The organism is Nocardia sp. NPDC057353, from assembly GCF_042667085.1.
In the GTDB taxonomy this organism is placed as follows: Bacteria; Actinomycetota; Actinomycetes; order Mycobacteriales; family Mycobacteriaceae; genus Nocardia.
Map to the genome: position 1 here is coordinate 44,120 of NZ_JBHVAK010000012.1, position 14,520 is coordinate 58,639.

Below are 14,520 nucleotides of genomic sequence, written 5' to 3' on the forward strand. Positions count from 1 at the left end.
TCGTGAACGAACCGCAGACATCCCGACCGTTGCAAGGGCTCCTCGATGACGTCGACGGCGGCTCGGCCGTCCTAGCGATGAGCCCCGAAGATTTCGTCTATATCGATCGCGACTGCGAGGCCTTCAAGCTCGTCATCCAGAACATCATGAACATCATGGTGTCTGTCGCCGACGTCGAAGACTGGCGAATAGGCGACAAGAATCCCGACATGGTGTCGGCGGGAGCCGTGGTAAAACGCTTCAGAACCAAAGCCAAGGGCTCATCGGGAGACAACAGTGTGCACGCCGTGATGGAGCAGCACCTGCAGATCGTCGAAGACATTCAGCAAGTTCATCGCATGGCGCGACAACGAATGAGTGACACCGATTCCACCTTCGCAGCCGAATTCGATCGTCTGAGCCAGACTCTTCCCGAGCGGCCTGCCGTCGGCGTGCCGTTCGGCCCCTACATCCTCCCTGACGGGAGCGCCCGATGACAGCCTATGAGCAGACCACCATCCCGGGCGGTGGGGAGCAGACGGATAGTTGGGAGCATCCGGATATCAAGGCGGCGTTCGATCCCCTCGACACGACCGAGGCGGTGGAGCAGGCACAGAAGTACTGGGAGGTGCACCAACTGTGGGAGCAGGGGCTGGCTACCTTCGCCCGCTCCATCCAGAACTCCATCTCGCAGTCGTGGTCCGGCCCGGCGGCCGACAAGGCGAAGGACGCGATCGCGCAGTATGCGGCGGATGCGCAGCGGTTGAGCCCGGCGCTCGCGGAGATGTACACCAGGGTGCGGGATGCGGCGGCCGCGATCGTGGACACCAAGAACGCGATCCCGGATCCGGTGGAGGTGACCTGGACGTCGTGGGCGTGGCCGCCGAACCGGTGGGATCTGCAGCGCGAACAGTCGGAGGCGGCGCAGGTCGCGCGGACCGAGATGCGGCAGCGCTATGTGGAGCCGTTCGGGCAGGTGGATGGGTTGATCCCGGTGCTGCCGACGCCGATCAGCCCGACCGTGTCGCCGGATATCGCGGCGCCGCCGCCCGGCGGGTACCTCCCGGTCGACGCCACCAGCGGCGTGCCCGGCTCCACCGGTCCTGCGGGTGACGGGGCGCCGGGGACGCCGAGTGGTACTGAGGACGGCGCGCAGTCCGAGGAGGCCGGTGCGGGGGCGCCTGCCGAGGACGAGGCGGCCGGTACCGAGCAGCCGGGCGACACCGAGACCACGCCCGCCGGGACGGTGCCGAGTTCGACGAATCAGCAGTCCACCCCGAATGACTCGGTGCCGCGGTCGACAACCGATCCGACCCGTACGGTCCCCGCGAGCACGGTGCCGAGCAGCACCGCGCCGAGCGGGGCACCGGGGTACACCCCGGGTGGGACGCCGTCGTCGGTGAATTCGCCGGGCTCACCGAGCACCACGAACCAGCCGGGGCCGGAGCGCAGTATCCCCGGTGGCCCGGGCAATGCGGTGGCGCCCGCAGCGGCGGCTGCCGCGGCGCAGGCGCAGGGATCGCGCTCGGTCACCGGCTATCCGGGTATGTTCGGTGCGGGTGCGGGTGCGGGGCGCGGGCAGGGGGACGAGGATTCCGAGCACCAGCGGCCCGACTACCTGGTCAACCAGGAGAACACCGAGGAGTTGCTCGGGGAGATTCCGCGCACCGTCGCGGGCGGCGTGATCGGCGGCGACCCGGCGGAGCGGCCGCGGTGATCCGCTTCGCGGCATGACCGAATGGAGCTGGGCCACGGATGATTTCGCGGCTCTCTGGTACAGCGACGGCCGTGACCGGTTGCCGAGCCCGCTGCGGTACACCAGTCGGTTCCGGCTGCGGGACGAGTTCGCGGCGCATCGGCGCGCGGTGTTCGCCCGGTACGGAACCGACGAGCGGGACGAGATCGACGCGGCGCTCGGGACGCTGGCCGATGCGGTGATCCGGGTCGAGATCCTCGGTGGCAGTTGCAGGCATCGGCAGAGCACCGGGCCCGAGGATGTGCGGCAGTACCGGATCGTCGGGGCGCGCACGGCTTTTCGCGCGGTCACCGCGGTGCAGTACGGGACCGATGCCGAGCACGGGCCGATTCGGTTGCGGATGAGCAGGGCGGAGGATCTGCCCGCGCGGCTGGCGGCGGCGATTCCGGGGTGCCCGGCGGGCGCGGCGGGGGGCGAGACCTTCCATGCCGACGATCTCCGTCAGACCAGGGACAGCTACCTGGAGGACAACGGGCACAACACGCCGCGAGACCGCTACCGACGGCTGCTCGGCAGGCCCGCCGACGGGGGCGGCAGTGCGGTGCTGCTGATCGGGCCGATCAATCGGCTCGACCCGCCGCTCGCCGCCGTGCAGTGGCACGACATCACCGGAGACGGGCGGTACACCGAGCGGCGCGGGACGCACGTGAGCGTGCGGCCCACCACCGAGGCCGACCTGCTCGCCACCTTCGCCGGGTGGATCGAGCGAGCCGACCAACGGCTCCGCGAGGAGTAGCGCCCACAGCAGGGACGAATCGCCCCCTTCGGCGGCCATATTGCCCAGCGGCAACGAGTCGCACGGGTCGACAGTGACGAGCAGCACCGAGTCGGGAAGCGTCCCACCGCCAACGACGAGTCGCCCCCCAGCCGGCGAGCCGCGCCCTACCGTCGGCAGACACGAGTCGCACCCCTCGGCGACTCGAGCGGCCCGGATCGGCCGTCAGACCAGCAGGTCCCGGACGACACCGTCCGCCAGCAGCCGGCCGCGATCGGTGAGCACCAACCGCTCCCCGCGCACCTCGGCCAACCCGCCCGCCACCACCCCGGGCACCGCGGCCCGACCGTGCGCGTCGAGATCGGCGAGCGGCAGCCCGGTGCGCAGCCGCACGGCGAGCATGACCCGCTCGGTGTGCCGCTCCTCGGCGCTCAGCGCCTCCCAGCCCGCCGCGGGCAGCCCGCCTGCGGCGACCCGCTCGGCGTAGCGGGCCGGGTGCTTGACGTTCCACCAGCGGACCCCGCCGAGGTGGCTGTGCGCGCCGGGCCCGGCGCCGAGCCAGTCGCCGCCGTCCCAGTAGCCGAGGTTGTGCCTGCAGCGGGCGGCGTCGCCCGCGGCCCAGTTGGAGACCTCGTACCACTCCAGCCCGGCGCCGCGCAGCCTGGCGTCGATGCGTTCGTAGCGGGCGGCGAGCACGTCCTCGTCGGGGGCGGGCAGCTCGCCCCGGCGGACCCGGCGGGCCAGCGCGGTGCCGTCCTCCACGATCAGCGAGTAGGCGGAGACGTGGTCGACGCCCGCGGCGAGCACCGCGTCCAGGCTGGCGTCCAGGTCGGCGTCGGTCTCGCCGGGGGTGCCGTAGATCAGGTCCAGGTTGACGTGCGCGAAACCGGCGGCGCGCGCCTCGAGGGCGGCGGCGACGGCGCGGCCGGGAGTGTGGGTGCGGTCGAGCACGGCGAGCACGTGCGCGGCGGCGGACTGCATGCCGAGCGAGATCCGGGTGAAGCCGGCGGCGCGCAGCCGCTCGAAGAAGGCGGGGCCGGTGGACTCGGGGTTGGATTCGGTGGTGACCTCCGCCCCCGGCGCCAGGGCGAAGTTCGCCCGGACGGCGCCGAGCACCTCGGCCAGGCCGTCGCCGCCGAGCAGCGACGGGGTGCCGCCGCCGACGAAGATCGTCGCCACCTCGGGGGTCGGCGAGGGCAGGGCGTCGAAGGCCGCCGCGGCGGCGGCCAGCTCGCCGCGCAGCGCCTCCAGCCAAGAGGCGGGCGAGGCGGCGGTGCCGAGCTCCCCCGCGGTGTAGGTATTGAAGTCGCAGTACCCGCAGCGGGTCGCGCAGAACGGAACGTGCACGTAGATGCCGAAGGGCCCACCCCCGAAGTCGCCGAGGACGGGGGCGGCGTCGGGGCTGCGGACCGGAGTGCTCACGGCTCCAGTCTGGCAAGTGCGCCCGCGCGGGCTCGACCCGCGTGTCGCCGTATGACTGGCGTCACAGTTGCTCCGGTCGCTCCTGGGGATTCCCCGCCTTTTTCCGGAAAATACCCCCACTCGGTCGGAGCGACCGCTCTGACGTGGCACAATGGGTCGCATGCGCGGAAGTGGAGTTCGACTGGTGGCACGGCGCCACGTCGACTTCAAGCGCGTCTGCAGTGCATGCTGTCTGCCGGAGTGTCAATCCTAGCCCCCCTGCGGCGCACCTCCCGACAGCCCCGGTGAAACGTCGAATCCACCCTTTCGGTTCCGTCCGATCGACGCGGAGCGCCGCCCTGCGCGAGTGACGTTTCTCGCGCCTTCAGCACGGACGTACCACTCAGATCCAGCAGGAGCGATTCATGACGTCGAGCACCGACGCCGGCCCCGGCGAGAACTCCTCCGCCGCGACCGAGGCGGCGGCGCCCGCCCGCCAACGGCCGGAGCGCCCCGCCTCCGAGCGCCGGGTCCGCCCGGACCGCCCGCGCGCGGCCGCCGCCGATGCCGCGCCCCGCGCCCGCACCGGCAAGCCGACCCGCCGCCGGGCCGAGGGCCAGTGGGCGCTCGGCTACCGCGAGCCGCTCAACCCGAACGAGCAGTCCAAGAAGGACGACAACCCGCTGAACGTGCGGGCGCGGATCGAGAACATCTACAGCAAGACCGGCTTCGACGGCATCGACAAGGGCGACCTGCGCGGCCGTTTCCGCTGGTGGGGCCTGTACACCCAGCGCGAGCAGGGGTACGACGGCACCTGGACCGGCGACGAGAACATCGACATCCTCGAAGCCAAGTACTTCATGATGCGCATCCGCTGCGACGGCGGCGCGCTGAACGTCGCGCAGCTGCGCACCCTCGGCGAGATCTCCACCGAGTTCGGCCGGGACACCGCCGACCTCTCGGACCGGGAGAACGTCCAGTACCACTGGATCGAGGTGGAGAACGTCCCGGAGATCTGGAAGCGGATCGAGGCGGTCGGGCTCAAGACCACCGAGGCCTGCGGCGACTGCCCGCGCGTCGTGCTCGGCTCGCCGCTGGCCGGTGAGTCGTTGGACGAGATCATCGACCCCACCCCGGCGATCGACGAGATCGTGCGCCGCTACATCGGCAAGCCGGAGTACTCCAACCTGCCGCGCAAGTTCAAGACCGCGATCTCCGGCCAGCAGGACGTGGTGCACGAGATCAACGACGTCGCCTTCATCGGGGTGAACCACCCCGAGCACGGCCCCGGCCTCGACCTCTGGGTCGGCGGCGGGCTCTCCACCAACCCGATGCTGGCGCAGCGGGTCGGCGTGTGGGTGCCGCTGGCCGAGGTGCCCGACGTCTGGGAGGGCGTGGTCTCGATCTTCCGGGACTACGGCTACCGGCGGCTGCGCACCAAGGCCAGGCTCAAGTTCCTGATCAAGGACTGGGGCATCGAGAAGTTCCGCCAGGTGCTGGAGGACGAGTACCTGAAGCGCAAGCTCGTCGACGGCCCGGCCCCGGTGCAGCCGACCAGGCCGATCGACCACGTCGGCGTGCAGAAGCTGCGCAACGGCCGCAACGCCGTCGGCTTCTCCCCCATCGCGGGCCGGGTCTCCGGCACCATCCTGACGAAGGTCGCCGCGGCCGCCGAACGGGCGGGCTCGGACCGGATCCGGTTCACTCCGTACCAGAAGCTCATCGTGCTCGATGTGCCGGACGAGCAGGTCGAGGCGCTGATCGCGGAGCTGGAGCCGCTCGGGCTGCAGGCGCGGCCGTCGATCTGGCGGCGCAACCTGATGGCGTGCAGCGGGATCGAGTTCTGCAAGCTCTCCTTCGCCGAGACCCGCAAGCGCTCGCAGGCGCTGGTGCCGGAGCTGGAGCAGCGGCTCGCCGACCTCAATGCCGGGCTGGACGTGCCGATCACGATCAACATCAACGGCTGCCCGAACTCGTGCGCCCGCTCGCAGATCGCCGACATCGGCTTCAAGGGCCAGCTGGTCGACGACGGCGAGGGCAACCAGGTCGAGGGCTTCCAGGTGCACCTGGGCGGCAGCCTCGGGCTGGACAGCGCCTTCGGCCGCAAGCTGCGGCAGCACAAGGTGACCACCGGCGAGCTCGGCGACTACGTCGAGCGGGTGGTGCGCAATTTCGTCAAACACCGCACGGAAGGCGAACGGTTCGCGCAGTGGGCCGTCCGCGCCGACGAGGCCGACCTCCGATGACGGGGAAGGCCGCACGGTCGATGGGAGATCAGCGATGACAACGGGAGTGACAGGCAAGCTCTCCGAGGAGGAGCTGCGGTCGATCGCCGAGCGCGGCGCCGCCGACCTCGTCGGCGCCTCGGCGACCGACCTGCTGCGCTGGACCGACGAGACCTTCGGTACCGGCTACATCGTCGCCTCGAACATGCAGGACGGCGTGCTGGTGCACCTGGCCGCGCAGGTCAGGTCCGGGGTGGACGTGCTCTTCCTGGACACCGGCTACCACTTCGCCGAGACCATCGGCACCAGGGACGCGGTCGAGGCCGTGTACGGGGTGAACGTGGTGAACGTGCGCCCGGAGCAGAGCGTCGCCGAGCAGGATCGGCTGCTCGGCCGCGACCTCTTCGCCCGGGACGCCGCCGAGTGCTGCAGGCTGCGCAAGGTGGTGCCGCTGCAGCGCTCGCTGAGCGGCTACAACGCCTGGGTCACCGGCATCCGCCGGGTGGAGGCGCCGACCCGCGCCAACGCCCCGCTGGTCTCCTACGACGAGGGCTTCGGGCTGGTGAAGATCAACCCGATCGCGCCCTGGTCCGACGACGAGATGCAGGCCTATATCGAGGCGCACGGCATCCTCGTCAATCCCCTGGTGGAGGAGGGATATCCGTCCATCGGCTGCGCTCCGTGCACACGGAAGCCGGAGCCGGGTTCCGATCCGCGAAGCGGCCGCTGGGCCGGCTCCGCCAAGACCGAATGCGGGTTGCACGCCTCATGACCGACACCATTCGCACCGAGCGTTCCCTCGGGCTCAGCGATTTCGACACCCTCGACGCGCTGGAGTCCGAGGCCATCCACATCTTCCGCGAGGTCGCGGGCGAGTTCGAGCGGCCGGTGATCCTCTTCTCCGGCGGCAAGGACTCCACGGTGCTGCTGCACCTGGCGCTCAAGGCCTTCTGGCCCGCGCCGCTGCCGTTCGCGCTGCTGCACGTCGACACCGGGCACAACCTGCCCGAGGTGCTGGAATTCCGGGACCGCATCGTGGAGCGGCACGGGCTGCGGCTGCACGTGGCGAGCGTCGAGGAGTACCTGGCCGACGGCAGGCTCACCGAGCGCCCGGACGGCATCCGCAACCCGCTGCAGACCGTCCCGCTGCTCGACGCCATCACCGAGAACCGCTTCGACGCGGTATTCGGCGGCGGCCGCCGCGACGAGGAGCGCTCGCGCGCCAAGGAGCGGATCTTCTCGCTGCGCAACGCCTTCGGCCAGTGGGACCCGAAGCGGCAGCGCCCCGAGCTGTGGAATCTGTACAACGGCAGGCACGCGGCGGGCGAGCACGTCCGGGTGTTCCCGCTGAGCAACTGGACCGAGCTCGACATCTGGCGATACATCGCGCGCGAGGATGTCGATCTCGCGAGCATCTACTACACGCACCAGCGCCCGGTGTTCCAGCGCGACGGCATGTGGATGACGCCGGGCGTGTGGGGCGGCCCGCGCGACGGCGAGGTGCTGGAGACCAGGGCGGTGCGGTACCGCACCGTCGGCGACGGCTCCTCCACCGGCGCGGTGCTCTCCGAGGCCGCGACCAACGAGGCCATCCTGGCCGAGGTCGCCGCCTCCCGGTTGACCGAGCGCGGCGCCACCCGCGGCGACGACCGGGTCTCCGAGGCCGCGATGGAAGACCGCAAGCGAGAGGGATACTTCTGATGGCCGACACGGTGCCGATCGAGCCGCCCGCGCAGCTGCTCCGGCTGGCGACCGCGGGCTCGGTCGACGACGGCAAGTCCACGCTGGTGGGGCGGCTGCTGTACGACACGAAGTCGGTGCTCGCCGACCAGATCGATGCCGTCACCCGGGCCTCGGTGGACCGCGGGCTGGCGACGCCGGACCTGTCGCTGCTGGTCGACGGGTTGCGCGCGGAGCGCGAGCAGGGCATCACCATCGACGTGGCGTACCGCTACTTCGCCACGCCGAAGCGCTCCTTCGTGCTCGCCGACACCCCGGGGCACGTGCAGTACACCCGGAACACGGTCTCCGGCGCCTCGACCGCGCAGCTGGTGATCCTGCTGGTCGACGCGCGCAAGGGCGTCATCGAGCAGACCCGCAGGCACGCGGCGGTGCTGGCGCTGCTCGGCGTGCCGAAGCTGGTGCTCGCGGTGAACAAGATCGACCTGGTCGAGGATGCCGCCGCGGTGTTCGAGCGGATCTCGGCCGAGTTCACCGAGTTCACCGGCGCCCTCGGCTGGGCGTCGGAGGACGTGCTGGAGATCCCGGTCTCCGCGCTGCACGGCGACAATATCGCCACCCGCTCGGCGAACACCCCGTACTACGACGGCCCCTCGCTGATCGAGCACCTGGAGTCGGTGCCGGTGGACGCGGACAGCACCGGCACGCACTCGCTCGGGCTGCGCTTCCCGGTGCAGTACGTGATCCGGCCGCGCACCGCCGAGTACCCGGACTACCGCGGGTACGCCGGGCAGATCGCCGCGGGGTCGGTCTCGCCGGGCGACGAGATCGTGGTGCTGCCCTCCGGGGTGCGGACCACGGTCGAGCGGATCGACACCCCCGCGGGCGAGCTGGCGGTGGCGCAGACCGGGCGCAGCGTCACGCTGATTCTCAGCGACGACGTCGACATCTCGCGCGGCGACATCATCGCCACGGCCGCGGACGCGCCGGAGCCGATCGACGACTTCGAGGCGACCGTCTGCTGGCTCGGTGACAAGCCGCTGCGGGCCGGGGCGCGGCTGCTGCTCAAGCACGGCACCAGGACCACGCAGGCGATCGTCGGGGCGCTGGTCGAGCGCTTCGACGAGCAGCGGCTGGCGGCCGATCCGGCGCCGGAGACGCTGGCGCTCAACGATATCGGGCGGATCTCGGTGCGGGTCGCGGAGCCGATCGCGGCCGACGACTACCGGGTGAACCGGCACACCGGCAGCTTCCTGCTCATCGACCCGGCCAACGGGAACACGCTCGCGGCCGGGCTGGTCGGCGACGTGCTCACCGCGGTCGAGGTCGGTGCCGGGGTCTGAGGGTGGACTTCCGGCGCAGCCGGGCCCGCGCCACGGCGCGTGGTCGGGTCGGGGCCGACGCGGCTCCGCGGGACCGGACTGCGGCGCGTGATCGGGTGCCGCGGGACCCGGCTGCGGCTCGGGGTCGGGCCGGGATCGAGGCCGCGGCTCAGTCCGCCGGCCCGGTGCTGGTCGGGGTCGGGCACGGGAGCCGGGATCCGCGGTCGGCGGCGACGGTGAGCGCGGTGCTGGCGGCGGTCGCGGCCGCGCGGCCCTGGCAACCGGTGCGGACCGCGTTCCTCGATCTGAACGCGCCGTCGGTGGACCGGGTGCTCGACGCCGTCGCTGGGGCGGGCCACCGGCACGCCGTGGTGGTCCCGCTGCTGCTCGGCAGCGCTTTCCACGCCAGGGTGGACCTGCCGGGGCTGCTCGCCACCGCCAGGTCGCGGCACCCGCTGCTGCGCATCGACCAGGCCGGTGTCCTCGGCCCTGATGTCCGGTTGCTCGACGTACTCGCGGACCGCGTCCGGGAGGCGCTCGACGCAGGTCTTTCCGAACACGGCGACGAGCTCGGCGTGATCCTCGCGGCGGTCGGCGCCTCCTCGGCGGCGGCCAATGCGCGCACCCGCCTGGTCGCGGACGAGTTCGCCGCGCGCACCGGCCTGCGCACCGAGGTCTGCTTCGCCACCACCGATCCCGGCGTCCAGGTGGCGCGCGAGCGGCTGCGCGCCCGCGGTGCGCGGCGGATCGTCGTCGCCCCGTACTTCCTGGCCCCCGGGCTGCTCACCGACCGGATCGCCGACGCGGCACCGGAACTCGCGCACGCCGCTGCGCTGGGTGCGCACCCGGCGCTCACCGAGCTGATCTGGGACCGCTACGACGCCGCCGTCGCCGAGCGGCACACCCTCTCCGCCTGAGTCCTCGAAGCAGCGCGGTCGACCGGGCGTCGCCGAACGGCACAGCCTCTGCGTTCGGGTCCTCGGGGCAGCGCGGTCGTTGTCCGAGCGGCCCCGCGGGGTTCAGTCCGGCCCGCCGCGCAGGTCGAGCGCGAGCTGTTCGGCGTCGATGGTGACGAGGGTGTGCTGCAGGACGTCGGCGTCGAAGATGCCGTCGTCGCGGGCGTCGAGGACGGCGGCGCGCTGGGCGTCGAGCACGGCGAGCCGGTGCTGCTTCGGGGAGAGCCCGGCGTGCGGGACCCCGAGTTCGGTGGCGCGCAGCAGCTCGAGCAGTTCGCGGCGCTCGAACTCCGCCTCGGCCGGGTCGGTCTCCGGCAGGATCCGGCGCGCGATCGGCCCGATGGTGCCGCCCTGGATCAGCAGCGAGAGCGTCGCCACCGCGAAGGCAACGAAGACCAGCAGTGAGCGGTGCGGGGCGTCCGCGGGCAGGGTCTGCGCCGCCGCCACCGTGACCGCGCCGCGCATCCCGGCCCAGACCACGACGAACCCCTGCCGCACGCCGAGCGGCTGGGCCCGCAGGTAGTCGATGTCGGAGAGGGCGCGGCGCACCCGGGTGCCGAGCCGCTCGGCCCGGCGGGCGCCGAGCTGTCGCGGCTCGAAGGCGCCCGCGGCGAGCCTGCGCTGGAAGTCGAGCATGCGCGGCTGCACCGCGACGCTGCGCCGGGCCCGGCGGCCGAGCCCGAAGAGCAGCACCCCGACGTAGGCGGCGCGCACCAGCAGGCCGAGCAGCAGCGCGGCCACCGCGATCAGCGCGGCGGTGCCGAGCCCGGCGTGCTCCCGGTGCACCTCGCCGACGATGCCGGAGAGCTGCAGCCCCATGGTCAGGAAGACCAGCCCCTCCAGCACCACCTCGACGGTGCGCCAGTTGATCGAGTCGTTGAGCCGGTTGCGCGGGGAGAGTCTGCGCGGCGCGCCGTACCCGGTGACCAGCCCGGCCACCACCGCCGCGACCAGGCCGGAGCCGCCGAGCAGCTCCGCGGGCACCGAGGCGAGGAAGGGGACGGTGAAGGAGAGCACGGTGTTCACGGTGGCGTCGGGGATCCGGCTGCGCACCGCGAGGGTCGCCCGGCCGACGACCGCGCCGACCGCGGTCGCCACCGCGACCGCGAGCACGAAGCTGCCCAGCGCGGCCCCGAAGGAGAACGCGGCGGCGGTGGCCGCGACGGCGGTGCGCAGCAGCACCAGCGCGGTGGCGTCGTTGAGCAGCGATTCGCCGTCCAGGATGGCCACCACCCGGGGCGGCACCCGGCCGCGCTCGACCATCGAGGTCGCCACGGCGTCGGTGGGGCTGAGCACGGCGCCGAGCGCGATCCCCCACCACACGCTCAGCCCGGGGATCACCGCGGCGAAGAACAGCCCGAGCACCACCGCGCCCGCCACCACGAGCACCACCGAGAGCCCACTGATCGCCCTGAGGTCGCGCCGGAAGTTCATGGCGGGCATGGAGACCGCCGAGGAGTAGAGCAGCGGCGGCAGCAGCACCTGCAGGACCAGCTCCGGGTCGATGTCCAGCTCGGGCACGGCGGGCAGGACGCTGCCGAGCAGCCCGGCGCCGACCAGGAGCAGCGGCGCCGCGATGCCGAGCCGCGGGCCGATGGTGGCGGCCGCGGCGATAAGCACGAGCATGACGACACCGCCCAGCAACAGACCGGTCATCCGCCAACCCTCTCAGGCGACGAGCCGGTCCACCAGGGTCCGCGCGGCGGCGACGCTCGCCGCGTCACCGAGCTGATTGGCGGTATTGGCGGCGGCGACCAGGGCGTCCAGCTGGAAGGCGAGGAGTTCGGGTTCGGCGTCCGGGTGGGCGTGGCCGATCTGGCGGGCGAGGAAGCTCAGCCAGTCGTGGTGGTCGGCGGCGACGGCATCACGCACCGGGCCCGGTCTGCTGTCGAACTCGGCCAGGGTGGCTACCCGGAAGCAACCGCCGCGCAGCACGGGTGCGGTGACGAAGGCGAACCAGCCGTCGATCAGGGCGCGCAGCCGTTCCGCGCCGCGCGGGTGCGCCAGCGCGGGCCGCACCACGTGCTCCACGAAGATCGCGCGGGCGGCGGCCACCGCGGCCTGCTGCAGCGCCTCCTTGGTGCCGAACAGGGTGGCGACGCCGCTCTTGCTGAGCCCGAGTTCGTCCGCGACCCGGGCCAGGCTGAGCCCGGTCAGCCCCTCCACCGAGGCGATGTCGGCCGCGCGGTGCGCGATGGCGGCGCGGGCTCGGTCGCCCTTGGCGCGCCTGCCGTCGGCGGCGGGCGGCGCCGGTTCGGCGGGCGGGTCGTAGGTCACGAAGCCCATTGTGCGGCACCCCTTGTCCAGAAGCACGAACGGTCGTACTGTCATCTTACGCACGATCGTTCGTGTTGTTTTCTTCCGAGGGAGACCCCATGCAGACCTTCACCGAAGCCGACGACCCCGCCCTGCTCACCGTCGAGACCGCCGCCGCGCTGCTCGCGGATGCCCCGTGGCACCGGTTCGCGGTGGTCGGCGATTCCATCGCGCGCGGCATCGGCGACTCCGTCCCCGGCTACCGGGACGCGGGCTGGGCCGACCGGGTGGCGGACGCGCTGCGCCTGGTGCGACCGGAGCTGGCCTACCTGAACACCGGCCGCACCAGCGCCACCAGCGCCGAGGTGCTGACCGGGCAGCTCGACGCCGCCCTCGCCTTCGAGCCCGACCTGGTGCACATCGTGTGCGGCGGGAACGACCTCTTCGCCCCGGAACCGGATCTCGCGGCCACGCACGCCACCCTGGACACGCTCTTCGCGGCCTTCGCGGCGCGCGGCACGCGGATCTCGACCTTCACCCTGACCGATGTCTGGGACCGCGAGCAGATGCGCGCGATGCGCGGCATGCGCGAGCGGATGTCGGCGCTCAACGACGTGATCCGCGCGGTGGCGGCGCGCTACGACGCGGTGCTGCTGGAGCTGTGGCCGCACCCGATCCGGCTGCGCCCCGACCTGATGAGCGCCGACCTCATCCACTTCTCCATGAGCGGGCAGGCCGCGCTGGCCACGGCGGTGGTGCAGCGGCTGGCTCAGGAGCTGGAGGCGGTGCCGCGGTAGCGGGCCAGCAGCTCGGCGCCGATCCTCGCGAGCTCGGCGCGGACCGACTCCGGCTCAACGACCTCGAGTTCCGCGCCCCAGCCCGCGAGCTGCTGGGCGATCATCCGCGAGGTCGGCGCGGTGATCCGGACCCGGGTGCGGCCGTCGTCCGCGGTGCCGAGGACGGTGCAGTGCCTGCCCTGCTGGTCCTCCAGCACCGGGAGCAGGTGCGTGGCGATCAAGACGACCGCGCTCTCGGCGGCGCGGCGCCGCTCCATGGCGCCGACCACCTCGCGCCAGGCCGCCGCCGGGTCGAAGTCGGCGGGCCGCTCGAAGGTCTCGCCGGTGGGCTCGGCGGCGGTGACCCGGTCCAGCCGGAAGGTGCGGCGGCCGCGATCGGTGCCCGCGATGAGGTACCAGATGCCGTCCTTGTTGACCAGGCTCAACGGGTCGACGAGGCGGCTGCTCCGCTCGCCCCTGCGCTGGTACTCCAGGCGGAGCCGGTCGCGCCGGATCACCGCGTCCTGCACCGCGGCGACCAGCGGCGGTGCCGCGGTGGCGTGCGCACCCCAGCCCGCCGGGTCGAGGACGACGGACCCGGCGGCGGCCTCGGCCTCGCCGCGGAAGGTCCGGGGCAGGGCGCGGACCAGTTTGCGCAGCGCCGAGCGCCCCTCAGGCACCGCGCCCGCCGCGGGCCCGGCCAGCAGGAACAGCGCCCTGGCCTCGCCCGCGGTGAGGCCGGTCAGGTCGGTGCGGGCGCCGCCGACCAGCTGCCAGCCGCCGCCCCGCCCCGGCTGCGGGTACACCGGGACCCCGGCCCGACCGAGCGCCTCCAGGTCGCGCCGGGCGGTCGCCACCGAGACCTCCAGCTCGGCGGCGACCTCGGCCGCCGTCACCCGCCCGCGCCCCTGCATGAGCAGCAGCACGGCGACCAGTCTGTCCGCTCGCATGATCGTCATCCTCCCGCACAAAGTGCGCAAAAGATGAGTACTTAACGGCGGAGGATCGATCTCGACACCGAATCCCGACCCGAGGAGACCGACATGCTGCGCGGACTGGCGACGCTCACCTTCTACGCCGACGACCTGGAGGCGGCCAGGGACTGGTACACCGAATTCCTGGGCACCGCCCCCTACTACACCGTCGCGGGCGGCTACTACGAGTGGCGGATCGGCGACTACCAGGCCGAGTTCGGCATCGTGAACCGCGCCTACGCCCCCGCCGGAGCCTGCGGCACGCCGGGCGGCGCCATCGCCAACTGGGCGGTCACGGATCTGCAGGCGACGCTGAACCGACTGCTCGAACTCGGCGCCACGCTCTACGACCCGATCACGCCGCGCGGCGAGGGCACCGGCTTCGTCACCGCGTCGGTGCTCGACCCGTTCGGCAATGTGCTCGGGCTCATGCTGAACCCGCACTACGAGGAGATCCTGGCCAGGACCGGGCCCGCGTAG

15 protein-coding genes are annotated in these 14,520 nt (G+C 72.5%); 11 read left to right on the plus strand and 4 right to left on the minus strand.

The features are described 5' to 3' along the window. The first annotated feature begins 2 nt into the window (after positions 1–2). The 3 genes from ACFUUZ_RS08780 to ACFUUZ_RS08790 are packed head-to-tail and all read left to right on the plus strand — an operon-like array spanning position 3 to position 2,471. Positions 3–476 (plus strand): hypothetical protein, encoded by a 474-nt coding sequence (locus ACFUUZ_RS08780; protein ID WP_378694021.1) that lies wholly within the window; start codon positions 3–5, stop codon positions 474–476. Beyond that, positions 473–1,696, plus strand: a complete 1,224-nt coding sequence (locus ACFUUZ_RS08785) for a hypothetical protein (protein ID WP_378694022.1) — start codon at positions 473–475, stop codon at positions 1,694–1,696. Before ACFUUZ_RS08780 ends, ACFUUZ_RS08785 begins: the two co-directional genes overlap by 4 nt. Positions 1,697–1,709: 13 nt before the next feature. Beyond that, positions 1,710–2,471, plus strand: a complete 762-nt coding sequence (locus ACFUUZ_RS08790) for an ESX secretion-associated protein EspG (protein WP_378694024.1) — start codon at positions 1,710–1,712, stop codon at positions 2,469–2,471. A 204-nt stretch (positions 2,472–2,675) separates the two neighbouring features. Here the strand turns inward: ACFUUZ_RS08790 and hemW are convergent, their stop codons facing one another. Continuing rightward, positions 2,676–3,872: a radical SAM family heme chaperone HemW gene (hemW, locus tag ACFUUZ_RS08795; protein ID WP_378694026.1), complete on the minus strand. Its 1,197-nt coding sequence runs from the start codon at positions 3,870–3,872 to the stop codon at positions 2,676–2,678. A 160-nt stretch (positions 3,873–4,032) separates the two neighbouring features. Between hemW and ACFUUZ_RS08800 the strand changes: the two genes are divergently transcribed. From ACFUUZ_RS08800 to ACFUUZ_RS08825, 6 genes are all read left to right on the plus strand, one after another. Further along, complete coding sequence (locus ACFUUZ_RS08800) at positions 4,033–4,125, plus strand: Ms4527A family Cys-rich leader peptide (protein WP_378694027.1); 93 nt, start codon at positions 4,033–4,035, stop codon at positions 4,123–4,125. A gap of 151 nt (positions 4,126–4,276) precedes the next feature. Continuing rightward, a complete protein-coding gene (locus tag ACFUUZ_RS08805) occupies positions 4,277–6,097 on the plus strand; it encodes a nitrite/sulfite reductase (RefSeq protein WP_378694029.1) in 1,821 nt (606 codons plus the stop codon). Between the two features lie 34 nt (positions 6,098–6,131). Continuing rightward, a complete protein-coding gene (locus tag ACFUUZ_RS08810; RefSeq protein WP_378694031.1) occupies positions 6,132–6,848 on the plus strand; it encodes a phosphoadenylyl-sulfate reductase in 717 nt (238 codons plus the stop codon). Next, positions 6,827–7,777: a sulfate adenylyltransferase subunit CysD gene (gene cysD / locus ACFUUZ_RS08815; protein WP_067654630.1), complete on the plus strand. Its 951-nt coding sequence runs from the start codon at positions 6,827–6,829 to the stop codon at positions 7,775–7,777. The genes ACFUUZ_RS08810 and cysD overlap by 22 nt, the downstream gene beginning before the upstream one ends. After that, positions 7,777–9,099: a sulfate adenylyltransferase subunit 1 gene (locus ACFUUZ_RS08820; protein WP_378694033.1), complete on the plus strand. Its 1,323-nt coding sequence runs from the start codon at positions 7,777–7,779 to the stop codon at positions 9,097–9,099. Before cysD ends, ACFUUZ_RS08820 begins: the two co-directional genes overlap by 1 nt. A gap of 164 nt (positions 9,100–9,263) precedes the next feature. After that, positions 9,264–9,995: a sirohydrochlorin chelatase gene (locus ACFUUZ_RS08825; protein ID WP_378694035.1), complete on the plus strand. Its 732-nt coding sequence runs from the start codon at positions 9,264–9,266 to the stop codon at positions 9,993–9,995. A gap of 102 nt (positions 9,996–10,097) precedes the next feature. Here the strand turns inward: ACFUUZ_RS08825 and ACFUUZ_RS08830 are convergent, their stop codons facing one another. Then, positions 10,098–11,690 (minus strand): cation:proton antiporter, encoded by a 1,593-nt coding sequence (locus ACFUUZ_RS08830; RefSeq protein WP_378694037.1) that lies wholly within the window; start codon positions 11,688–11,690, stop codon positions 10,098–10,100. A 12-nt stretch (positions 11,691–11,702) separates the two neighbouring features. Next, positions 11,703–12,365: a TetR/AcrR family transcriptional regulator gene (locus ACFUUZ_RS08835; RefSeq protein WP_378694039.1), complete on the minus strand. Its 663-nt coding sequence runs from the start codon at positions 12,363–12,365 to the stop codon at positions 11,703–11,705. Between the two features lie 44 nt (positions 12,366–12,409). On the opposite strand from ACFUUZ_RS08835, the gene ACFUUZ_RS08840 reads away from it, so the two are divergent. Continuing rightward, positions 12,410–13,087: an SGNH/GDSL hydrolase family protein gene (locus ACFUUZ_RS08840; protein ID WP_378694041.1), complete on the plus strand. Its 678-nt coding sequence runs from the start codon at positions 12,410–12,412 to the stop codon at positions 13,085–13,087. On the opposite strand, the gene ACFUUZ_RS08845 is transcribed toward ACFUUZ_RS08840, so the two are convergent. Next, positions 13,060–14,016: a helix-turn-helix transcriptional regulator gene (locus ACFUUZ_RS08845; RefSeq protein WP_378694043.1), complete on the minus strand. Its 957-nt coding sequence runs from the start codon at positions 14,014–14,016 to the stop codon at positions 13,060–13,062. The genes ACFUUZ_RS08840 and ACFUUZ_RS08845 overlap by 28 nt on opposite strands. A 93-nt stretch (positions 14,017–14,109) precedes the next feature. Here ACFUUZ_RS08845 and ACFUUZ_RS08850 point away from each other — a divergent pair, with 93 nt between their 5' ends. Further along, a complete protein-coding gene (locus ACFUUZ_RS08850; RefSeq protein ID WP_378694045.1) occupies positions 14,110–14,520 on the plus strand; it encodes a VOC family protein in 411 nt (136 codons plus the stop codon).